This is a genomic window from Micromonospora sp. NPDC047557 (assembly GCF_043205095.1).
Classification (GTDB): Bacteria; Actinomycetota; Actinomycetes; order Mycobacteriales; family Micromonosporaceae; genus Micromonospora.
In genome coordinates this window covers 154,212-176,829 of record NZ_JBIDDK010000009.1, presented here as the reverse complement: position 1 = coordinate 176,829, position 22,618 = coordinate 154,212, and the positions used below count along the sequence as shown (strand labels likewise).

Here is a 22,618-nt window from a genome sequence, read left to right as displayed (position 1 = left end):
GGCACCCGCCGGCAGGTGGGAGTCGCCCACAGTCGGTCACCTCGTCGGATAGTGGCGGCATCTCGCTGCGTGGCCGCCGTCGACGTTCTGCCTACCCCGCGCGGCGCCGACTCACACCGCAGCCGGCCGGCTCAGGCGTCCAGGCAGGAGCGGACGGCAGCGGTGAGCCGGTTGGCGCGCTCGTCGCCCGCGGAGTACATCTGGTTGACCACGTAGCCGAACCCCACCTCGTGGTGCGCGTCGGCGAAGGCGAGGTTTCCTCCGGCGCCGTCGTGGCCGAAGCTGCGCTCCCCCAGCAGTGGCCGCGCCGGCGGAGAGTGCAGCAGGAAGCCGGTGCCCCAGCGCTGGCCGGTGTCGGGCGGGCCGTGTCGCTGCTGACCCTGGGAGCGGACGACGACCGCGTCGTCCACCGAAGCCCCGGTGAGCAGGGGGCCACCCCGCAGGTCGGACACGCAGGCCGCGTAGAGCCGGGCCAGGCCGTCCGCGGTGCTCACCGCGCCCGCGCCCGGGATGCCGGCGGCCTGGATGTCGGGGTCGTTGAAGCTGACCAGACCGTCGGCGTCGGCGGGGAAGGCGAACGCGCCACCCATGGTGATGCCCCGTTCGGCGACCGGGTCGACGAACGGATCGGCGTCCGGCGGTGGCGCCAGATCCCAGGCGACGGTGTCGCGCTCGCTGGCGGGGAGCCCGAGCCAGGTCCGCAGTCCCAGCGGCCGGGCGAAGGTGTCGTGGAAGTACGCGCCGGGCAGTTGGCCGGTGACGCGGTGGATGAGCTCGCCGACGAGCCACCCGTAGGTCATCGAGTGGTAGCTGTGCGCGGTGCCTGGCTGCCACAGCGGCGTCTGCGCCTCGATCGCCGCGACGACCGGGCCCCAGGCGAGCACCTCGTCGAGGGTCAGGGGTCGGTCCAGGGCCGGCAGGCCGGCCTGGTGGGTGAACAGCCAGCGTACGGGGATGTCCGCCTTGCCGTGCTGGCCGAACTCCGGCCAGTAGCGCGTCACGGGCGCGTCGAGGTCCAGCCGCCCCTGCTGCGCCAGCAGGTACGCGCAGATCGCCAGGATCCCCTTGGTGCAGGAGAAGACGACGGCCGGCGTGTGCGCCGTCCAGGGCCGTCCGGTGCGGGTGTCGGCCAGCCCGCCGTACAGGTCGACGACCTTGCGACCCCGCACGTAGAGGGCGACCGCGGCGCCGACCTCGCCCCGGGAGGTGAAGTTGTCGCGGAACGCGTCGGCGACGCGTCCGTAGCGTTCGTCGACGTCGCCGTGGATCTGCGTGGCCACTGCCTATCCCTTCAGTGAGCCCTGGATCAGGGCCTTGATGAACTGTCGCTGGAAGATCAGGAACACGATGAGGGTAGGGGTGAGGATCAGCAGCGAACCAGCGCACAGCAGCACCAGGTCGGTGCCCCACTGGCCCTGGAAGGCGCCGAGCGCCCCAGCCATCGTGCGTTTGGTGGCGTCGTCGACGAGGACGATCGCGAGTAGGAACTGGTTCCACGTCCACAGGAACATCAGGATCGTCAGCGACGCGATGGCCGGGCGGGCCAGCGGCACCTGGACCCGCCAGAACAGCTGCCAGGTGCTGCTGCCGTCCACCCGGGCGGCCTCGGACAGCTCGACCGGCACGTTGGTGAAGTGGGCACGCATCCAGAACACCGCGAACGGCATGTAGAGGCCGATCAGCGGCAGGATGATGGCCCACCGGGTGTTGAGCAGCCCGAGGTCCTGCATCTGGTAGTAGAGCGGGGTGACCACGGCCTCGAACGGCAGGGTGAGGCCGAGCAGCAGCAGGCCGAAGACGAGACGGCCGCCGGGCACCCGCAGTTGACCGAGCCCGAAGCCGGCCATGGTGGCGATGAGCACCGACACCGGTACGACGCCGGCCACGATGAGCAGGCTGGAGCGCAGCAGCGCGCCCATGTTGGCGGCGGTGAACGCGTCGGCGAAGTTTCCCCACTGCGGGTCGGACGGCCAGGCCAGCCCGTCGGGCACGGTGCCGCGCGGTTGCAGGGCGGCCGAGAGCATGCTCACGAACGGCAGCAGGGTGACGAGGATCAGGGCGATCAGGAAGACCCGCCCGGTCACCTGCTCACGTCGGCTCAGGTTCACGGCTTCTCCTTGCGGGTCAGTCGCTGGATCGGCAGCACGAACGCCAGCACCAGCAGCATGAGCACGACGGCGAGCGCCGAGGCCAGACCGACCTGACGCTGTGAGAAGGCGAGGCGGTAGATCTCCAGGCCGGGAACTGTGGTCTGCAGGCCCGGGCCTCCGCTGGTGGAGATGTAGACGATGTCGAAGCTCGCCAGAGCGGCGATGATCGTGACGGTGAGGCAGACCCCGATCTCCTGGCGCAGGCTGGGCAGGGTCACTGCGAGGAACTCACGGACCGGCCCCGCGCCGTCCAGCCGGGCGGCCTCGTAGAGCGCCGGATCGATCTTGCTCATGCCGGTGACCAGCAGGATCGTGCAGAGACCGAGCAGGACCCAGGCGCCGATCACCCCGACGGCGGGCAGCGCCGTGTCGAAGTCGCCGAGCCACGCGCGGGCGAGGCCACCCAACCCGAGCGCGCGTAACACCTGGTTGACCAGCCCGTTGGTCGAGAGCAGCCAACTCCACGCTATGCCGGCCGCGACGAGTGGGATGACCTGTGGCAGGAACAGGATCGTCCGGACGACCGTCCCGAACGCGCCGGTGGTGATCCGGCGGACCATGCTCGCCACCAGCAGCCCGAGCGCGACCGGGATGAAGCTGAAGAAGACGATCAGGATGATCGCGTTGGAGATGATCTTCAGCAGGTCGCTGTCGGTGAACACGGTGACGTAGTTGTCCAGGCCCGCCCAGCGGGCGACGCCGATTCCGTTCCAGTCGTAGAACGAGTACTGGACGGTCAGGGCGAGGGGGCGCAGGACGAAGACCGCGTACATCAGCAGGGCGGGCAGGACGTACAACCAGCCGGTCCCGGCCGCGCGGGCCCACCGAAACCGGTGAGCCCGCGTGGACGTGGAACGGGCGGGACGGCCCGTGGACGACACCCGGTCGTCCCGCCCGGTTGGTGCGCTGCCGAGGGCAGACGTCATCGGGACAGTTCCTTCGCGTACTCGGCCTGGACCGCCTTCACGTATCCCTCGGGCGTCTGCTGGCCGGCGACCAGCTTCTGCATCTCCGGCGTGATCGCGGCGGCGAAGATGCCGCCGGTCGCGTTGGCGGTGAAGTCCACCGCGCCGTTCTCGGCCCCGAGCTGCTGTGCCGCCTTGAGGGTCTCGGCCAGCACGGTGTTCGGGGCGGCGGCCGGCACCGGGAGATCGCTCGGGCCGCCCGGGCTGGAACCGCCGACCGTCACGGCGATCTCCCGCGCCTTGGCGTTGGTGTGGACCCAGTTCAGGAAGAAGGCCGCCGCATCCGGGTTCTTGGCCTTCGCGGAGACGCCGAAGGTGTTGGGGGCGGACATCGCGACGTGCTTGGCACCGGCGGTCTCGCCGGGGAACAGGAAGAAGCCCACGTTGCCGGGCATCGCCTTGTCGAGGTTGGCCGACTCCCAGTCGCCGTTGAACATGAACAGGCCGTTGCCCTTCTGGAACTGCCCCACCATGCCCGCGTAGTCCAGGGCGTTGGCGTCCTTCGTGAAGTAGCCGGCCTGGGCCCACTTCTGGATGGTCTGAGTGGCCTTCAACGCGGCCGGGGTGTCGAAGGTGGCCCCCGGCTTCTGGAAGATCCAGTCGGCGACCTGGGCCGGGTCGCCGAACTGGTTCTGTAGCGCCTGGTGCGGGAAGTTGATGCCGGCGGTGTTCTTGTTGAACTGCATGATCGGCTGGACCCCGCTGGTCTTCGCCTTCGCCAGCAGCTGCTCAAACTCGGCGACGGTGGCCGGCGGCTGGGTCATGCCGACCTGGCTGGCCAGCTTCTTGTTGTAGAAGACGCCGGTGACGCTGTAGCCGAGCCCCATGCCATAGAGCGAGCCGGTGCCCCGGGTGTTGTCGCTGACGCGCAGCTGCATGAGCTGCGAGGCCGGGAACTTGTCCCAGCCGTACGCGCTGACGTACGGGTCGAGGTTCTTGAGCAGGTCGTCCTTCACCAGGTCGACCATCGTGGGGAGCCGGATGATGTCGGGCGCGTTGTCCGAGGCCATGACGCGCGGCGCGTTCTCCACGATCACCGTGAACTGGTCCTCGCGGATGGCGAACGTGACGTTCGGGTGCTGCTTGGTGAACTCGTCGGCGAGCGCCTTGGCCAGCGGGAAGCCGGTCTCCGCGTACATCTCCAGCTTGATCGGCGCGGTGCCCAGGTCGGTCTTGACGGCGGCGTCGGGCCCGGCGGTCGACGACCGGTCGGCTCCCGGAGCGCTGCACGCCGTCGCGGCGAGCCCGATCACCAGCAACGGCGCGAGGATGACCGCTCTGCGTCGCGGGATTTTCGTCAGCAATTCTGCCATTTTATGACTCCTAGATTCCTCCGCGCGTCCCGCGGCTCAGGGCCGCGCGACGGCTCCAGCGGGACCACCGCGACCGGGTGAACAGCCACGACAGGTACGTCGTGGCGGGTCGCCCGGCCGCGGCAGACGTTCCGGCCACCGTTGACCCTCAGCACGGAGGCCGACGACATCTCCAGACGCGCCAAAAGTGGTCGCTAAACTGATTTAGCAGAGCATGCGCGTGACACGGGAAGCTGTCAAGGACAACCTGGCAACGGTCCGGAAACATCGACTTCACACGACGCCCGACCCGACCGGGGCCAGAGTCCGGGCGCCGACGCATCATGATGGGCAGGAGCGGGGCCGTGGCACCGCGCCTGATTCGGAGGACTGATGGGCCGCAACAGAGCAACCCTGGCCGACGTCGCGCGGCGAGCCGGGCTGTCCAAGACCGCCGCGTCGATGGTGCTCAACGGCAGGGAGGGCACCCGGCTCTCGGCCGAGGCACACCAGCGCGTGTTCGCCGCCGCCGAGGAGCTGGGCTACCGGCCCAACCTCGCGGCGCGCAGCCTGCGTACCCGCAAGACCGCGACCATCGCGTTCGTCTCCGACATCGTCGCCACCACCCGCTTCGCCGGCGGTCTCATCCGCGGCGCGCTCGACGCGGCCCGCGAGCGTGACCACGTGCTGCTCATCACCGAGACGCAGGGTGACGCCACGTTCGAGCAGTACGCCATCGAGGCCATGCTCGACCGACAGGTCGACGGAGTGATCTACGCCGCCATGGCCACCCGGCGACTGACGGTGCCCCCGGCCATCCTCGGCGGCCCGGTGGTGCTGCTCAACGCCACCAGCGCCGACGGCCTGCCCTGCGTCCTTCCCGACGACGACCGGGCGGGTCGCACCGTCGCCACCGCCCTGCTGGAGCACGGCCACCGCGACGCCATCGCGCTGATCGGCCGCAACCGGCTCAAGGAGGGCGACCCGGAGATCTCCCTCGCCGCCCGGGCCCGCCTGCGCGGCATCCAGCAGGCGCTGGGCGACGCGGGCGTCAGCCTCCTCGCGGAGTGCTTCTGCACCGAGTGGCTGCCCGAGCACGGCTACGCCGCCATGCGCGGGCTCCTGAGCAGGCCGTCGCGACCCAGCGCGGTCATCTGCATGAACGACCGGCTGGCCTTCGGCGCCTACCAGGCGCTCGGCGAGGCGGGCCTGAGCGTCCCGGACGACATCTCGGTGATCTCGTTCGACGACGACCCGATCGCCGCCTGGCTGCGCCCCAGCCTCGCCACCACGGCGCTGCCCCACGAGCAGATGGGGCGGCGGGCGGTCGAGCTGCTCCTGGACGGTGGCGACGCAGAGCCGTCACTCGTCGCGATGCCGCTGCGCCGACGCCGGTCCCTCGCGGCCCCCGCCGACTGACCCGGGCCGACCCGCGACCCGGGCGGGGTCGACGTCCTCGTCGGCTAAACCGGTTAAGTGCTACGTTTTCGGCCATGCTCCGTCTAGCCGACCACTGGGTGTGGGACAGCTGGTACGCGCGGGACGACAACGGCCTCTGGCACGTGTTCTTCCTGCGCGCGTCCCGCGCCCTGCACGACCCGCACCGCCGCCACCGCCGCGCCTCGATCGGCCACGCCGTCTCGACGGACCTGCACACGTGGCGTCTGGTCGCCGACGCCGTGGTCCCCGCCGACGCCCCGGCCTGGGACGACCTCGCGACCTGGACCGGGTGCACGGTCCGCGGGCCGGACGGGCGGTGGTACCTCTACTACACCGGGGTCTCCCGCGCCGAGGACGGGCTCGTCCAACGGATCGGTCTGGCCGTCTCCGACGACCTGATCACCTGGCATCGCCACGGTTGCGGGCCGGTCGTGCAGGCCGACCCGACGTGGTACGAGCTGCTCGACACCGACCTGTGGTACGAGCAGGCGTGGCGCGACCCCTGGGTGTTTCCCGACCCGGACGGCGACGGCTGGCACATGCTCATCACGGCACGCGCCAACACGGGAACAGCGGACACGCGGGGCGTCGTCGGCCACGCCACCTCCCCCGACCTGCTCACCTGGACCGTCCGACCGCCGCTGTCGACGCCGGCGGGGTTCGGTCACCTGGAGGTGCCCCAGGTCGCGGTCGTCGGCGGGCAGCCCCTGCTGCTGTTCTCCACCGACGCGACCGCCAGCGCCCGGCGCGACGACCACCGGATCTGGGTGGCGACCGGGCGGAGCGTCCGCGGGCCGTGGGACATCGCGGCCGCCCGGCCGGTCACCCACCCGCACCTGTACGCGCCCCGGCTGGTCCCGGGAGCGGACGGCGACTGGTCGCTCATCGGCTTCCTCGACCACGTCGACGGATCGTTCGTCGGTGAACTCACCGACCCCATTCCGGTGCGCTACGACGCGTCGACCGGGCTGACCATCCAGGCGACGAGGACGGTCACCGCGACCTGATCCGGAGGGCCACCCGGCCACGCCCGGGCCCGGTCGCGGCGGACGGGCGGGCGACCGGCGACGACGCAGGTCCGGGCCGGGGCGACGCCGCCCCGGCCCGGACCTGTCGGTGCTTGCGTCAGCGCTGGGTCCACCGTTGGTTGGCGGCCCCGGTGCAGGTCCAGAGGAGCACCGTGGTGCCGTTGGCGGTCCCGTTGTTGTTGACGTCGAGGCACAGGCCGGACTGCGCCCCGCTGATCGTGCCGTTCGCGTTGAGGGTCCACCGCTGGTTGGCCCCGCCGTTGCAGTCCCAGATCTGGACCTTGCTGCCCGCCGTGGCGTTGGTGGGCGCGTCCAGGCACTTGCCGAGCGACTGGAGGGTCTGCCCGTTGGCCGTCCAGCGCTGGTTGGCGGCCCCGTTGCAGTCCCAGATCACCGGCTGGGTGCCATTGGCGGTGTTGCTCTGCGGGATGTCCAGGCAGCGGCCCGAGGCGACGCTGGCCAGCGCGAAGGAGGTGGTCGACGGCGGGGGCGTCGTCGGCGGCGGGGTGCTGGTGCCGCCGCCGCTGACCCGGTACACCACCGTGCCGTGCGCCGGGACGCTGGCCGAGATGCTGCCCGTGCTGGTGGTGGTGGCGTTGCTCCAGGCCTCCACCAGGGTGAACGAGCTGCCGGACTTGCCGACCGCGGCGGCCGTGGTGGAGATCGTCGTGGTCGAACCGCCCTGGTTGAACAGGGCGACGGCGACGTCACCGTTGGCCAGCCGCTTGGCGAGCACGCGGCGGGTGCCGTCGAACGAGACCTGGCTGGCCTGCAACCCGAGGGAGTCCTGGTTGATGGCGATCAGGTTGCCGTTCTTGAGGATGGTCTGCGTCGCGGAGTTCATGCTGCGCACGTCATTGCCGGCGATCAGCGGCGACGCCATGACGGCCCACATCGCGAAGTGGCTGCGCATCTCGGTGTCGTTCATGCCGCCCCGGCCGACCTCCATCATGTCCGGGTCGGTGAACGCACCCGGTCGCGCGTAGGGCGCCAGGGGAACGTTGACGTTGATGATGTTCTGGATGCCCATCGGGTAGCCGTTGGTCTGCCCGGTGTCCCACGCGTTGGTGATGTCCTCGGTGGTCCGCCAGATGTTCGCCACGTCGCCCCAGTTGCGCTGCGGACCGGTCTTGGCGTGGATGCTGTTGGGGTTGATGCTGTAGACGATCGGCCGGCCGGTCGCGGCCAGCGCGTCACGCATCTTCGCGAAGGTGGTGACCTGATCGTTGATGCTGCCGTTCGGAGAGCACCAGTCGTACTTGAGGTAGTCGACGCCCCAGGCGGCGAACTGCCGCGCGTCCTGTGCCTCGTGGCCCTGGCTGCCGGTCGCGCCCGGGTAGCTGTTGAAGTACTGGGCGCAGGTCTTGTCGACCGGCACCTGGTAGAGGCCGAACTTCAGCCCTCGGGCGTGCAGGTAGTCGCCGAGCGCCTTCATCCCGCTGGGGAAGCGGGTTGGGTCGCCCTGGAGATTGCCGGAGCTGTCGCGGTTCGGGTTGAACCAGCAGTCGTCGACCACGACGTACTGGTAGCCCAGATCGCGCATGCCGTTGCTGACCATCGCATCGGCCGTCTGCCGGATCAGCCCCTCGTTGATGTTGCAACCGAACGAGTTCCAGCTGTTCCACCCCATCGGAGGTGTCCGGGCGACGCCGTTCTCCAGTGCCTGGGCCACCGGGACGCGCAGGCCCACGAGGACGGCGGCCAGGAGCAGCCCGGCCGCCGCTGCCCGCCCCCAGTGTCGGGCTCGGACGATTCGCTTCATGCGGGAGCATCCTTTCGTGATGCCGTCCACCAGGGACAGCCGCCCGGATGAGGCGGGCATCATGAATGTCTACGAGCCCACTGTTAGCGTTAACAGCAGACGCCGGTCATATTACGGAGCCGTTTCGTCGAATTCAACTACTTCCATGTTTCGACGTGCCGCCCCCCGTACGATCGCAGGGGGCGGTCGCCGAGCGGGATCGCTAGAACTGCGCGAAGAACCGCCACACCTCGCCCTTGGTCCAGGTCGTGATGCCGCTCTCGGCGTACGTGCCGTCCACCGGCCCCGGCATGTGGCCGTTGTCGAACGCCGCCCACTGCACCGGATATCCGGCCCGGCACCCGGAGTAGGCGGTGGTGATGTGCGTACGGCTGCCCGCGGCCGGCTCCCGCGGGCTCTGCGCGGCGCAGCCGTTGTTACGGACGAACGTGTCCCGCAACGACCGCCCCGAGGAGATGGAAAGCACCGAGTCGGTGATGCCGTGCAGACCGAAGTACGCGATGGGCTGGGTGCCGCCGCTGCACCCGCTGAGCTGGGCGCCGCTGAACACCGCCACCGCCCGGAACACGTTCGCCCGCGCACACGCCAGCGCGTAGCTCATGCCACCGCCGTAGCTGAAGCCGAGCGCGAAACGCTGCGCCGTATTGACGCAGAGATCCGCCTCGATCAACCGGATCATGTCGTCGACGAAGGTGATGTCCTCGCCGCCGGAGTTGGCCCAGCCGTTGCCGAGGCCCTGCGGCGCGACGAGGATCGCGGTGTTGTTCGACTGCTCCTGCTGCCCGTAGTAGGACCACGGCGTCCCACTCGTGCCGCCCGAGTTGACCTCGGCCGCGGTGCCGCCCCGCCAGTGGAACGCGAAGATCAACCGATAGCGGGTGCTGCTGGAGTAGGTGGCGGGAAGCCGCAGGATGAAGCTGCGGCTCTTGCCGTTGCTCTGGATCGTGTGGGTGCCGTTGGCCAACGTGGGGCTCTTGCCGCATCCTCCACCGGTCCCGGTGTCACCCGACACCTTGGCCAGCTGCCACTGCTGGTTGGCGCCGTTGAGGTCGGCGTACTGGACGACGTTGGCGCCATCGGCGGTCGAGGCGCCCTGGACCTCCACGGCCTTGCCGCTCTGCCGACCGATCAGCCGGACGTTTCCGGCGTCGGAGTCGGCCAGCCGGAACTGTTGGTTGGCCGCGTTGTTGTCGGTCCACTGCACGATCGCCGCCCCGTCGGCGGTCGACGCGCCGCTGACGTCGAGGACCTTGCCGGAGAGCCGCGACTTCAACCGGTAGAAACCGCCGCCGGAATCCACGAACTGCCACTGCTGGTTGCTGCCGTTGTTGCGCGTCCACTGGGTGATCCGCGCGCCGTCGTTGGTGGCCTGGCCGTACACGTCCAACGCCTTGCCGCTGGTGCGGTTGATCAGGACGTACCAGGCGTTGGTGTCCACCGTCGCCGCCGCCGCGGGCGCCGCGTTCACCCCGACGAGGGTGCCGGCGGCGAGCAGGGTCGCGGCCGCCGCGGCCAGCCCCGACCGCCAGCGCTGCGGTGGGGCGGCGGGATGAAGCGCACCGTTGGTTTCCATGAATTCACTCCCATGCCGGGGTACGCCCCTGGGGTGGGCGTGACCTGTTTCGGGTTAGCGTTAACACTTCTGCTGGTCGATGACCGGCAGCAATGACGGGCCCCGATCTGTCGGCGGCCTGCCGCCGGGGCGCCCCGGCCGGGGTGCGGCCGGCCGGGGCGAACCGAATATCAGCTCCGCAGCTGCCACTGCTGGTTGGTGCCGCCGTTGCACGCCCAGAGGATGAGCTTCGTGCCGTTCGCCGTCGCGGCGCCGTTGGCGTCCAGGCAGAGACCCGACTGCGCGCCGGTGATCGTGCCGTTGGCGTTGACGTTCCACTGCTGATTGGCCTGGCCGTTGCAGTCCCAGATCACCACGGCGGTGCCGTTGGTGGTGCCCTGACCCGAGGCGTCCAGACACTTGGTGCCGTACACCATGAGCTGCCGGCTCGCGGTGTGGGTCCACCGCTGGTTGGCGGCGCCGCTGATGCAGTCCCAGAGCTGGGCCTGCGTCCCGTTGGTGGTGCTGGAGTTGCCGATCTCGGCGCAGCGACCCGACTGGACGCCGATGAGCTGCACGTTCTGCGGGTTGGTGCTGCCGCCGCTCTGCACGCCGGCAGCGTTGATCACCGTCTGCGCGCCGGACGGCCAACTGCCGTTCGAGACCGTGACGTTGCCGTTGACGACGTTGCCGCGGTCGCCGTTGGTCACGTTCGTGCTGCCGTTGGTCGACCAGTTGTTGGTGACCGTGAAGTTGCCCATGTTCTCGGCGTAGTAGTAGTTGGCGGTGGCCCAGGTGCCGGTGGAGGAGAACACGTTGTTGCGGGCGGTGTAGTAGCGCGAGCCCTCGTCGAAGTAGAGCCCGAACCAGCCGTTGGTCCGCAGGCAGTAGTTCTCGTTGATGGTCCCGCCCTGGTTCGCCGACAGCGTGTAGATGCAGCCGCCGTCGGTCATCTGCTGCATCACGTCGTGGATGTAATTGCCGATGACCTGGTTGTTGGCGGCGGTGGTCGCCGTGGAGTAGCGGGGCTGGTAGTTGTAGAGACCCCGGTTGGCGTAGTGGTTGCTGCCGCCGGCGTCGTTGGCGCCCCAGCCGTACCCGACCGAGAGGCCGGTGTACGGCATGTTGTAGACCTCGTTGTGCGAGACGAGCGCGGTGTTCACGTAGGTGGTCAGGATCGAGACCACGCCGCGGTACTCCAGGCCGAGGTCGTGCACTCGGCTGTTGCTGATGGTGATGTTCCGGTTGACCATCCGCTGGTCGCTGGGGTGGTGGGCGTCGGCGCGTACGCCGCCGACCACGATGCCGCCGGCCGAGTTGCGGGCGATCTCGGAGCGGGTGACCGTGATGTTGCTGGCGCCCAGGCCGACGCCGCTGGCGTTGGCGTTGGCGTCGTTGCCGATACCGATTGCCGTCTGCCCCAGGTTGACGAACTGGGAGTCGCTGAAGGCGATGGTGTTGGCGGCCGAGACCTGCACGGCGGCCGGCATCTGGGCCCAGCTCGGGCGGGTGGCCTCGAACAGCGGGCAACCCTCCTGGCAGGAGGTCAACGCGTCGGACGGGCGGGCCCAGGTGCCGACGATGTGCGCGCCGGTCTGCTGGTCGGCGAAACCGTTGCTGCTGCTCGGGCCGAGCCAGCTGGTGCCGGTGAAGGTGATCCCGCTGAACGAGATGTGGTGCGCGGGCGCGTCGTAGGTGCCGCCGACGTTGACCAGAGACTGCAGCTGCGGCAGCTCCACGCTGACGGAACTCATGCTCTGCCCGGCCAGCGGGATGTAGTTGAGCTGGCCGCTGCCGGGGTTGAGATACCACTCACCCGGCGAGTCGAGGAACTCGTACGCGTTGGCCAGGTAGAACGGGCCGGCCCGGTGCGGGCGGGACAGGGTGTCGAAGCCGAACGTGTTGTTGTTCCAGGCCGGCTGCTGCATGGTCAGGAAGTTGCCGCTGATGCTCTGCACCGGCGAGTACCGGTCGGTGAACGAGCCGACGCTCTCCACCTCGACCCGGTTCTGGTTGCCGAGGTTGTTGAGGTAGTTCAGCGCGCTGTTGCTGAACCGCATGCCGCTCGTGGTGAAGGTGAAGTCGGCGCGATTGACGGCCGTCCGCGCCCGGGTGGCGACGGCGCCGTTGACGTAGAGCTGGCGGCTGTCGAGCCCGGCCGGGACGCTGGCCCGCCAGATGTTCTTTCCGGAGTCGACGAGCGACCACCCGGTGACCGCGCGTGCGCCGCTGATCGTCGGGCGGGCCGAGGCCGCGGCCCGCCAGATCACCTGGTAGCCGTTGGTGCCGGAGTCGGCGGCGGTCAGCCGCATCGGCGAGGTGAGCCGGTACACGCCATCGGCCAGCTCCACGACGATGTCGCCGGACATGGAGCTGTTGAGCGTCCGTACCGCGGCCTGCGCGCCGGCCAGCGAGCACGGCTGGCTGGCGGAGCAGGTGCTGCCGCTGCCGGACGGGGACGCGTAGAGGGTGGTGGTCGCCGCGGAAGCCGGTGTGGCCGAGACGGTAACGGCGACCAGAGCGGTCAGTGCCGCCGTGGCGGCGCCGGCGAAGAGCCTGCGCGCCACGGAGATGGATGAGAGGGACACGGGACGGTCTCCTGTGCTGGTGGGGGGTGGGGGACGCCTCGACGAGGCGGGTTCGGAGGGTGGCGGATGGTGGTTAGCGCTAACAACGTGGGCGTGCCGACGCCGGGTCAGGCGACGACCTTCCGTAGGTGGTGCAGGCCGTCAACGGCGAGGCGGTCCTGTGAGGGGGCCAGGGACCGCCAGATCGACGCCGCGGTGGCGATGGTCGCGTTGTCTGCCGTGAACGACTCGATGCAGACCGCGCCGCGGTAGTCGGTGCCCCGCAGGACGGTGAAGAAGCGGGGCCAGTCGAAGTGATCCGCACCGGGCGCGCCCCGGTCGGTGCCGCTGACCTGGACGTGCTTGATGTGCGGACCGGCCAGCGCGAGGGCCGCGTAGGGGTCGGCCTCCTCGATGTTCATGTGATACGTGTCGATCATGATGCCGACGCTCGGGGGCAGGCCGTCGATCAGCTCGATCGTCTGCTCGACGGTGTTGACCACGCTCGTCTCGTAGCGGTTCAGCGCCTCGACGCCGATGCTCACGCCGCACTCGCCGGCCCGGTCGGCGACCGGCGCGAGAGCCCGCCGGAAGTCGGCGTAGCACGCCGCCCGGGCCGCCGCCGACATCCGCCAGGTACGACCGACCGCCGCGTACACCGGGCCACCGACACAGGGCGCGCCGACCGACGCCGCGCTCGCCACACACCCCATGAGGTACCCGACGGTCGACTCGACGACGGCCGGCGCCGCGTCCACCAGATCCCGCCCGGGCGGGGTCACCGCGCAGACCCCGGCCGCGACGAGGCCGTGCGCGGCCAGCAGGTCCCGCGTGCGGACCGGATCCCAGTCGCCGGGCTGCTCGATCGGCAGCTCGACCGCGTCGAACCCGAAGGAGGCGATCCGCGGGATCAGCCGGGCGAGGGCCTCGTCGTCGACCGGCGAGGCCCACACCCAGGGATTGACGCCGATGGCGTACACCGCGAACCTACTTCCAGCGCTGCGGATAGCCGGGCAGGTCGCGGCAGCCGCACATCGCGTAGTGCAGCGGCGGCATGCTCGCGTCGAGGTACTGGTCCAGGTTGTCCTGGGTGATCGTCGGCTGCGGCAGCTTCCACGGGTTGGAGACCTGGGTGCCGTCGAGAATGCTCAGCGCGGCGATGATCGGCGTCCGCCACTGGTACGTCGGGTAGGTCGGCGCGATGGCGGTGAGCTTCTTGTCCTTCCACAGCTTCAGGAAGTCGAGCTGGTCCTCGCCGTTCATCGGCGGTACGGGTTTGCCAGCGTCCTGGAACGCCTCGACCGCCGCCACGGCGACCGCTCCGGCGTCCATCCAGACCCCGTCGATGGTGCCGTACCGCTGGATGTAGTCGTTCACGATCTTCTTGGTCTTCGCCGGGTCGCCGTCGGTGAACTCGACCCCGACGACGTCGACCTTCGCCTTGTCCAGCGCGATCTTCGCGGCGGACCAGCGGGTCTCCAGCACGTCGACGCCGGGCAGGATGCGCAGGGCCAGCAGCTTCCCGCCGGGCTTCATCTTCTGGCTGACGAACTCCGCGCCGACGTGGCCGAAGCCGTAGCCGCCCACCGGGTTGATGAACGTCACCGGGCAGGTGGTGTTGACCCCCCGGTCGAAGACGACCACCGGAAGGCCCGCCTGGCAGGCGGCCTCGACGGCCGGGGTGAGCGTGGCGGTGGTGTTCGGCGAGACGATGAGGGCGTCGCACTTCTTGCCGAGCAGGTCGTTGATGTCGGCGATCTGCTTCTGGTCCTTGCCCTCGGCGTCGACGTGCACGAACTCGCTGATCCGACTCCGCTGCGCCTCGACCTCGGCCTGCATGGTCTTGAACCCGACCTGCCGCCAGGGGTTGTTCAGCGCCGCGTTGGAGAAGCAGATCTTGTGCTTGCCGGGCTTCTTGAACTTCGCGGTGTCCACCATCTTCGGGTTGAGCACCTGCTCCCACGGCTTGTCGGCCGGGCCCGTCGGGGCGGTGTCGAGCAGGGCCAGCTCGTTGTCGTAGTCAGCCTGCACGAAGAACTTGGACTGCTCCCCGGTGCCCGACCCGGCCGCCGCGGAGGCGGTGCCCGACGGTGACGCCGTCGGCTCGTCGGTGGCGCATCCCGCGAGCACCAGGACACTCGCCGCGGCCAGGGCGGTCATGGATCGTCTCATCGAATCACCTTTATCTGGAGGAGGAGGAACGCAGGGACGAGACCGCCACGGCGAGCAGGATGATCAGGCCCTGGACGGTCGATCTGAGGGCACCGGAGACGCCGGTGAAGTTCATCAGCGCGAAGAGCGTCTCGAGGGTCAGGGCACCGAGCATCGCCCCGACGACCGAACCGCGGCCGCCGCCGAGGGCGACCCCACCGAGCACGACGGCGGTGATCGCCCCGAACTCCAGCCCGACGCCGGCCTGGAACGACACCCCGCTGTACCCGCCCAGCAGGATCGCCGCGACCGCCGCCGCGAGGCCGCTGAGCATGAACGCGATCGTCTTGGTGCGCGCGACACGTACGCCGCTCAGCTCGGCGGTACGCGGATTGTCCCCGACGGCGACCAGCGTGCGACCGAAGTCGGAGCGCGTCAGCACGACGGCGATCGCCGCGACGACCACCAGGACGAGCAGCGCGTACGGGATCCGGCCCAGCAGCGGGACGTCCTCGATGGCTCGCCGACCGAAGCGGCGGAACTCCTCGGAGAGCCCACCCTTCGGCGCACCGTCGGACCACAGGTACACCGCGCCGACCAGGATCAGGAACATGCCGAGGGTGGTGATGAAGGACGGCACCCGCAGCACCGTCGTGACCAGACCGTTGACCAGCCCGACGAGCGCGCCGCCGACGAGCAGCAGCACGACCACCGGCCACGTGCGCGACGGATCACTGTCGATGAGCCGGGCGGCGACGACCACCTGCGCCGTGACCAGGGAGCCGACGGAGAGGTCGAACTCCCCGCAGACGATCACGAAGTACTGACCGGCGGCGAGCAGGATGATCGGCGCGGAGCGCCCGAGGAACGACATCAGCGACGAGGGCGCGAGGAAGTCGGGCTGGACGATCGCGACGAGGATCAGCAGAACCGCCAGGAGCGCGACGATCGGCGCGATCCCGTCGGTGCGGATCCGTAGTGGAAGCGGACGACGTTCGGCGACCCGCATGGTCAGGACCCCGCCTTTCGCATGGCCCGTCGGGCATAGACGGCGACCGCGGCGATGATGATCACGCCGCGGATCACCTGCTTGAAGAACGCGTCGACCTCGAGCTGGTTGAACACCGCGTCGATGCTGGCCAGCAGCAGTACGCCGCCGACCGTGCCGAGCACTCCCCCGCGCCCGCCCGCGAGGGCGGTGCCGCCGAGCACCACCGCGGCGATCGACTCCAGGTCGTACAGCCCCTCGGTGCCCACCCGTGGGGCGCCGGAGCCGAGTCGGCTGGCCAGGTAGACGCCGGCCAGGCCGGCGCAGAGGGAGCACAGCACGTGGGCGGTGATGAGGACCCGGTCGTTGCGGACGCCGGAGAGCCGGGCGACCTCCGGATCGCCGCCGACGGCGATGAGGTGGTGGCCGAAGCGGGTACGCGCCAGCGCGAACCAGGCCACCGCGGTCACGGCCAGCAGCAGCAGGAACGACACCGGGACCGGCCCGATCCGCTGGTACCCGAGAGTCCGCACGAGAGCCGGGGCGCTCTCGCCGGCCGGGCCGTCATAGCCGTTGTCGAGATAGCCCTTGAGCAGCAACCCGACGCCGAGGGTCGCGATGAACGCGTTGATCCGCAGCTTGGTGACGAGCACACCGTTGAGCAGCCCGATCGCAGCGCTGACCGCGAGCGCCAGCCCGATCGCCGGGAGCAGCGCGCCGTCGCTGCCGTTCATCGCCTCGGCCGCCACGAGGGTGCTGAGGCTGATCACGAACGCCACCGAGAGGTCGAGCGAACCACCGAGGATGACCAGGGTCTGCCCGACGGCGACGAGCCCGAGGCCGGCCGCGACGTGCAGCAGACTCACCGTCGTCGACTGGTTGAAGAGCTGGCCGCCGTCGAGCATGACGACAAGCCCGCCGATGACCAGAGTGAGGGCCAGGGCCACGAACACGCCCGGCACGGCACGTCGAGCCGGACGAAGCGACAGGGCGGTCACGCGGCTTTCTCCATTCGCGACTGCGGGGCTCGCAAACCCGGCTCACTCCTCGCGCTCATGCGGCGGCCTCCCGGACGGCGCCGACCGCGAGGGCGACGACGTCCTCCTCGGTCGCGCCGGCGGGCAGCTCGCCCGCGATCCGGCCGTCCCGAAGGACGACGATCCGGTCGCTCATGCCGAGGAGCTCCGGCAACTCCGACGAGATCATCAGAACGGCCGCCCCGTCGGTGGCGAGGCGGCGGACGAGATCGTGGATGGCCGACTTCGCGCCCACGTCGATGCCCCGGGTCGGCTCGTCGAAGAGCAGGATCCGTGGTGTCAGCGCGAGCCACCGGGCCAGGACGACCTTCTGCTGGTTGCCGCCGGAGAGAAAGCGGATCTCCTGGTCGTCGCCGGCGGCGCGGACCTCCACGGCGTCGAGCAGCTCACGCACCCGTGCGGTGCGGGCGGCGCGACCGGACCGCGCCGCGAACACGGCCCGGCTGGCGAGCAGCGCGTTGTCCAGCACCGACTGCCGGGCCACGATGCCCTCACCCTTGCGGTCCTCGGTGACGTACGCGATGCCCGCCCGCATCGCGGCACGCGGCGAGCGCAGCCGCACCGACTCGCCGTCCAGCTTCACGTCGCCGGTCGTGAACGGGGCCACCCCGAAGAGCGCACGGGCCAGCGCCGATCGTCCGGAACCCTGCAGGCCGCCGACGCCGAGCACCTCGCCGGCGCGCAACTCGAGGTCCACCCCCCGCAGCTTCCGGTTGCCCCCGCCGCGCACGGTGAGTCGCACCGGTCCGCGGTCGCCGGGGTCGGCCCGCGGCGGGTAGTAGCTGGACAGCTCGCGGCCGACCATGTGCCGCACCAGCTCGTCCGTGCTGGTCCGCGCAGTGACCACAGTGGTCACCCGGCGACCGTCCTTGAGGACCGTGATCCGGCTGGACAGGTCGAAGACCTCGGTGAGCCGGTGCGAGACGTAGAGCAGGCCGATGCCGCGTTCCTGGAGCCGGCGGACCAGACCGTAGAGGAGCTCGACCTCCTGGTCTGCCAGCGCCGCGGTCGGCTCGTCCATGATGAGCAGCCGGGCGTCCAGGGCGAGCGCCTTGGCGATCTCGACGACCTGTTGCTGGGCGACACCGAGCCGCCCCACCCGGGAGTCGGCTGGCAGCGCGGTCTCCCCGATCGAGGCGAGCAGGCGCCGGGTGCGGTCGAGCATCTCGCGGCGGTCGACAAGGCCGCGCCGGACCGGCTCGTGGCCCAGATAGACGTTCTCCGCGACGGTGCGCTCGGGCAGGAGGTTGAACTCCTGGTGGATGATGCCGACGCCGGCCCGCTGCGCGTCGCGGGGGCCGTGGAACACGCGCGGTTGGCCAGCGAACTCGACGGTGCCCTCGTCCGGGGTGTACGCACCCGAAATGATCTTCATGAGCGTCGACTTTCCGGCGCCGTTCTCACCGACGACCGCGTGCACCTCACCCGGCGCCACATCGAGGTCGACACCGTCGAGGACGCGCACACCGAGAAAGGACTTGCCGATGCCCCGCAGGGCCAGCAGCGGCGCCGGTTGTGGATCTGCCATCCCGATAGCCCTTACAGATAGTAGTCATCGATGAGATCCGTACACCGGCCGGTAGGCCGTTGGATGCGCTGAGCGACGGACTTTCGCAGGCCCCAGCGGAAATTGCGTTTTTATGGTGCAAACATTTCCTTGACATCGAGGAAACATCACACGTATGAAGATAGATGTTTGGATGCGGGTCCGCAATCCTCGATCTGCGGCGACTGCCAGGCCCGGCACTCGATCGGCTCGAGTGCTGACTCAGGCGCGTCAGGCCCGACCACCCCTACTTGGGGGTAACATCCGACGCTGGACGTTACATTGACACCTATCGATAGATGACTCATCCTGACCTCGCAGACCATGGACGAGACCACAGCCCACATCACGCTGTGTGACATCCAGCGGGGCTGACTGCCGTTTCGGCGGACGGCACGACGACCGCGACCAGCACACCCGTGGCCCACGCGCGCCCAGGCACGACCTGACGCGCTGTCGGCCCGTGCTCGCAATCGCCAGTTGCCCGCCCAGACCTAGGAGACGGCATGCGTCGCCCCACAATGATCATCGGATTGATCGTCGGACTGTTAGTGGCCCTCGGCCTGGCCCCGCCGGCATCGGCCGCCCCGGCGTTCCGCGCCCTGTTGTTCACCAAGACCGCCGGCTACCGGCACGACTCGATCCCCGCCGGGATCTCGATGTTCCAGCAGCAGGCCGCCGCGAACAACTTCGAGCTGGTGCAGACCGAGGACGCGAGCGTCTTCACGCCCGCGAACCTCGCCACCTTCGACGTCGTCATCATGTTCCAGACCTCCGGCATGGTCTGGACCTCCGCCTCCCAGCGCCAGGCCATCGAGGGCTACCTCGCCAGCGGCAAGGGCATCGTCGGCGTGCACAACGCCACCGACATGGGTATCGAGACCGAGTACCCGTGGTGGGACCAGATGATGAACGGCGGGGCCCACATGCCCGAGCACTCCCCCGGAGTGCTGGCCGGCACCGCCATCGTCGCCGACAAACAGCATCCGTCGACGGCTGGCCTGCCGGACCGCTGGAGCCGCAGCGAGGAGTGGTACAACTTCGACTCCAACCCGCGCGGCAACGTGCACGTCCTGGTGACGGCCGACGAGCGCACGTACAACCCGGGCGCGCGGGCGATGGGCCCGGACCACCCGATCTCGTGGTGCCGCAACACCGGCGGCGGACGGGTGTGGGCCACCGCGATGGGCCACGCGATCGAGTCGTACAGCGAGACGAACTTCCGCAACCACGTGCTCGGTGGCGTCAAGTGGGCCGCCGGCAACGTGCCCGGCGACTGCGGCGGCACCGTCTGGAGCAACTTCGAGAAGCGCACCCTGGACGACAACACCGCCGACCCGATGGCGCTGGCCGTGCTGCCGGACGGGCGTGTGCTCTACGTCCAGCGCGGCGGACAGGTCAAGATCTTCAAGCCGAGCACGAACAGCACCGTCACCGCCGCCACGCTGAGCGTCTACACCGGCGGTGAGGACGGTCTCACCGGCGTCGCGATAGACCCGGCGTTCGCCAGCAACGGGTACGTCTACCTGTACCACTCACCGGCGAGCAGCACGACCGACGTCAACCGGGTCTCCCGCTACACGCTCACCGGTGACACGCTCAACCTGTCCACCGAGGCCCGAATCATCGACATTCCCGCGTACCGGGACCGGACCTTCGCCGAACCCGGGCACACCGGCGGCTACATCGAGTTCGGGCCGGACGGCAACCTCTACATCGGCACCGGCGACGACACCCCGCCCAACCTCGACCCCAACTGGCAGGGCTACGCCCCGCTCGACTGGCGCTCCGGCAAGTCGTACCTGGACGCCGCCCGCTCCGCCGGAAACACCAACGACCTGCGGGGCAAGCTGCTGCGCATCAAGCCCTCGGCCACCGGTGGCTACACCATCCCGACGGGCAACCTCTACCCCCAGGGCACGGCGCAGACCCGACCCGAGGTCTACGCCATGGGCTTCCGCAACCCGTTCCGCTTCTCGATCGACCCGGCGACCGGCTGGGTCTACCTGGCGGACTACGGCCCCGACCGCAACCCGCCGACCACCAACCGGGGCCCCGAGGGGCTCGTCGAACTCAACGTGATCAAGACCGCCGGCAACTACGGCTGGCCGTTCTGCCACGGCAACAACCAGCCGTACGCGCCGTTCAACCCGGACACCGGCGTCGTCGGGGCGAAGTTCAACTGCAACGCCCCGGTCAACAACTCGCCCAACAACACCGGCCTGGTCAACCTCAAGCCGATCGTCGCGCCCAACATCTGGTACGGCTATCCCGCCTCGACGACCTTCCCGGAGCTGGGCTCCGGCGGGTCGGCGCCGATGGGTGGGCCGGTCTACCGCTACAACGCGGCGAACCCGTCGGCGACGAAGTTCCCGGCCTACTACGACGGCGTGCACTTCTTCTACGAGTGGTCGCGCAACTTCATCAAGGAAACGCACTTCGACTCGTCGACGGCGGTCACCCGGACCAACCCCTTCCTGCCCGGCGGCAACTTCAACAAGCCGATGGACATGGAGTTCGGCCCGGACGGCTCGCTGTACCTGCTGGAGTGGGGCTCCAACTTCGGCGGCGGCAACAACGACTCCGGGCTCTACCGCATCGACTACATCCAGGGTGGACGCTCACCGATCGCGAAGGCCGTCGGCACGCCCACCAGCGGCAGCGCCCCGCTGACCGTCCAGTTCAGCAGCGCCGGCACGACGGACCCGGACGCCGGCAACACCCTCAGCTACCAGTGGACCTTCGGTGACGGCGGCACGTCCACGGCGGCCAACCCGACGTACACCTACACGACCAACGGCAACTACACCGCACAGCTGAAGGTCACCGACAACACCGGCAGGACCGGCTTCGCCAACGTACAGATCACCGTCGGCAACACCGCCCCGGTCGTCACCATCAACGTGCCGCCCAACGGCGGCATGCTGAACTTCGGCGACAAGGTCTCGTACACGGTGAGTGTCTCCGACCCCGGCGGCGCGGCCATCGACTGCACCAAGGTGTTCGTCAACCCGGCCCTCGGCCACGACGACCACGCCCACGAGACCACCGAGTACCCGGGCTGTTCGGGCACCATCTCCACCGACCTGCTCGGTGGGCACCCCGAGGGCGCGAACCTGTACTACGTGCTCAACGCCCGCTACACCGACAACGGTGGCTCGGGCGGCGCGGCGCCGCTGACCGGCTACGCGACGGCGATCCTGCAACCCAAGCACAAGCAGGCCGAGTACTTCAGCAGCCAGTCCGGCGTGCGGATCGTCGACCAGGCCGCCGCGGAGAGCGGCAAGCGCGTCGGTGACATCTCCAACAACGACTGGGTGGCGTTCAACCCGATGAGCCTGTCGGGCATCAGCACCGTCAGCTACCGCCTGTCGTCGCCGAGCGGTGGGGGTTCCATCGAGCTGCGGGCCGACTCGCCCACCGGCACGCTGCTGGCCACCACGACGGTGCCCAGCACCGGCGGCTGGGACACCTACCAGTCCACGCCGGCGGTGAGCGTCGCGGCCCTGTCCGGGACGCACACGCTCTACATGGTGTTCAAGGGCAGCTCGTCCAACTGGTTCGACCTCGACGCGTTCACCTTCGGTGGCAACGGCGTGGGGGTCCCCGGCAGCGACGGCGGAGGGATCGCCGGCCGGACCTGGACCCTCACGGCGCAGCACAGCGGCAAGCTGATGGACGTCAGCGGCAACTCCACCGCCGACGGCGCCCAGGTCGTGCAGTGGGCGGCCACCGGCGGTAACAACCAGAAGTGGCAGGCGGTGGACGCCGGCGGCGGCGCCGTCTACCTCAAGGCGGTGCACAGCGGCAAGTGCCTCGACGTCGTCGGGGGCTCGACCGCGCAGGGCGCCTTCCTGCAACACACCACCTGCAACAACTCCAACCAGCAGAAGTTCACCGTGACGGCGACCGGCACCGCCGGGATCTACACGGTCAAGAGCGCGCTCAGCGGGCTCTGCCTGGATGTCAACGGCGCCTCGACTGCCGACGGGGCCCGGCTGTTGCAGTGGGGCTGCCACAGCGCCACCAACCAACAGTGGCGGTTCAGCGCGGTGTAGCGACCGGGCGGTAGCTCCGACAGGGCGCCGGCCACCCGATCCGAGGATCGGGTGGCCGGCGCACGGCGTTCAACTGTGGGTC

14 protein-coding genes and 1 pseudogene are annotated in these 22,618 nt (G+C 69.7%); 3 read left to right on the top strand and 12 right to left on the bottom strand.

The window, feature by feature from the left end; all coding sequences use genetic code 11:
* Positions 1–131: 131 nt before the first annotated feature.
* Genes ACGGAQ_RS21585 through ACGGAQ_RS21570 form a run of 4 tightly spaced genes read right to left on the bottom strand, consistent with a single transcriptional unit; the run spans position 132 to position 4,428 of the window.
* Positions 132–1,280 (bottom strand): serine hydrolase domain-containing protein, encoded by a 1,149-nt coding sequence (locus tag ACGGAQ_RS21585; RefSeq protein WP_393051862.1) that lies wholly within the window; start codon positions 1,278–1,280, stop codon positions 132–134.
* 3 nt (positions 1,281–1,283) lie between these two features.
* On the bottom strand, positions 1,284–2,108 hold the full coding sequence (locus ACGGAQ_RS21580) for a carbohydrate ABC transporter permease (RefSeq protein WP_354857223.1): 825 nt from the start codon (positions 2,106–2,108) through the stop codon (positions 1,284–1,286).
* A complete protein-coding gene (locus ACGGAQ_RS21575) occupies positions 2,105–3,076 on the bottom strand; it encodes a carbohydrate ABC transporter permease (protein ID WP_393051860.1) in 972 nt (323 codons plus the stop codon). Before ACGGAQ_RS21575 ends, ACGGAQ_RS21580 begins: the two co-directional genes overlap by 4 nt.
* A complete protein-coding gene (locus ACGGAQ_RS21570; protein WP_393051859.1) occupies positions 3,073–4,428 on the bottom strand; it encodes an ABC transporter substrate-binding protein in 1,356 nt (451 codons plus the stop codon). The genes ACGGAQ_RS21575 and ACGGAQ_RS21570 overlap by 4 nt, the downstream gene beginning before the upstream one ends.
* Positions 4,429–4,800: 372 nt before the next feature.
* On the opposite strand from ACGGAQ_RS21570, the gene ACGGAQ_RS21565 reads away from it, so the two are divergent.
* Together ACGGAQ_RS21565 and ACGGAQ_RS21560 are read left to right on the top strand one after the other, a co-directional pair.
* A complete protein-coding gene (locus ACGGAQ_RS21565) occupies positions 4,801–5,826 on the top strand; it encodes a LacI family DNA-binding transcriptional regulator (RefSeq protein WP_393051858.1) in 1,026 nt (341 codons plus the stop codon).
* A gap of 74 nt (positions 5,827–5,900) precedes the next feature.
* Positions 5,901–6,854, top strand: a complete 954-nt coding sequence (locus ACGGAQ_RS21560; RefSeq protein WP_393051856.1) for a family 43 glycosylhydrolase — start codon at positions 5,901–5,903, stop codon at positions 6,852–6,854.
* A 118-nt stretch (positions 6,855–6,972) separates the two neighbouring features.
* Here ACGGAQ_RS21560 and ACGGAQ_RS21555 read toward each other — a convergent pair whose 3' ends face one another.
* The 8 genes and pseudogenes from ACGGAQ_RS21555 to ACGGAQ_RS21520 form a co-directional block, all read right to left on the bottom strand.
* Positions 6,973–8,637 (bottom strand): glycoside hydrolase family 27 protein, encoded by a 1,665-nt coding sequence (locus ACGGAQ_RS21555; protein WP_393051855.1) that lies wholly within the window; start codon positions 8,635–8,637, stop codon positions 6,973–6,975.
* Positions 8,638–8,842: 205 nt separating this feature from the next.
* Positions 8,843–10,210: pseudogene (locus tag ACGGAQ_RS21550) on the bottom strand (RICIN domain-containing protein); the annotation flags it as partial.
* Between the two features lie 170 nt (positions 10,211–10,380).
* Positions 10,381–12,777, bottom strand: a complete 2,397-nt coding sequence (locus tag ACGGAQ_RS21545) for an RICIN domain-containing protein (protein WP_393051853.1) — start codon at positions 12,775–12,777, stop codon at positions 10,381–10,383.
* 107 nt (positions 12,778–12,884) lie between these two features.
* A complete protein-coding gene (locus tag ACGGAQ_RS21540; RefSeq protein WP_393051851.1) occupies positions 12,885–13,736 on the bottom strand; it encodes a sugar phosphate isomerase/epimerase family protein in 852 nt (283 codons plus the stop codon).
* A 7-nt stretch (positions 13,737–13,743) separates the two neighbouring features.
* The gene (locus tag ACGGAQ_RS21535; protein ID WP_393051849.1) at positions 13,744–14,928 is read right to left on the bottom strand and encodes a substrate-binding domain-containing protein; all 1,185 of its coding nucleotides are present in this window, start codon (positions 14,926–14,928) and stop codon (positions 13,744–13,746) included.
* A 10-nt stretch (positions 14,929–14,938) separates the two neighbouring features.
* Positions 14,939–15,916, bottom strand: coding sequence for an ABC transporter permease (locus tag ACGGAQ_RS21530; protein ID WP_393051847.1), 978 nt, complete (start codon positions 15,914–15,916; stop codon positions 14,939–14,941).
* Between the two features lie 2 nt (positions 15,917–15,918).
* Positions 15,919–16,893 carry an ABC transporter permease gene (locus tag ACGGAQ_RS21525; protein ID WP_393051845.1) on the bottom strand — a complete coding sequence of 325 codons (975 nt, stop codon included), beginning with the start codon at positions 16,891–16,893 and terminating at the stop codon, positions 15,919–15,921.
* A 55-nt stretch (positions 16,894–16,948) separates the two neighbouring features.
* Positions 16,949–18,460, bottom strand: a complete 1,512-nt coding sequence (locus ACGGAQ_RS21520; RefSeq protein ID WP_393051843.1) for a sugar ABC transporter ATP-binding protein — start codon at positions 18,458–18,460, stop codon at positions 16,949–16,951.
* Between the two features lie 524 nt (positions 18,461–18,984).
* Between ACGGAQ_RS21520 and ACGGAQ_RS21515 the strand changes: the two genes are divergently transcribed.
* Positions 18,985–22,536, top strand: a complete 3,552-nt coding sequence (locus ACGGAQ_RS21515) for a ThuA domain-containing protein (RefSeq protein WP_393051841.1) — start codon at positions 18,985–18,987, stop codon at positions 22,534–22,536.
* Positions 22,537–22,618: the final 82 nt, after the last annotated feature.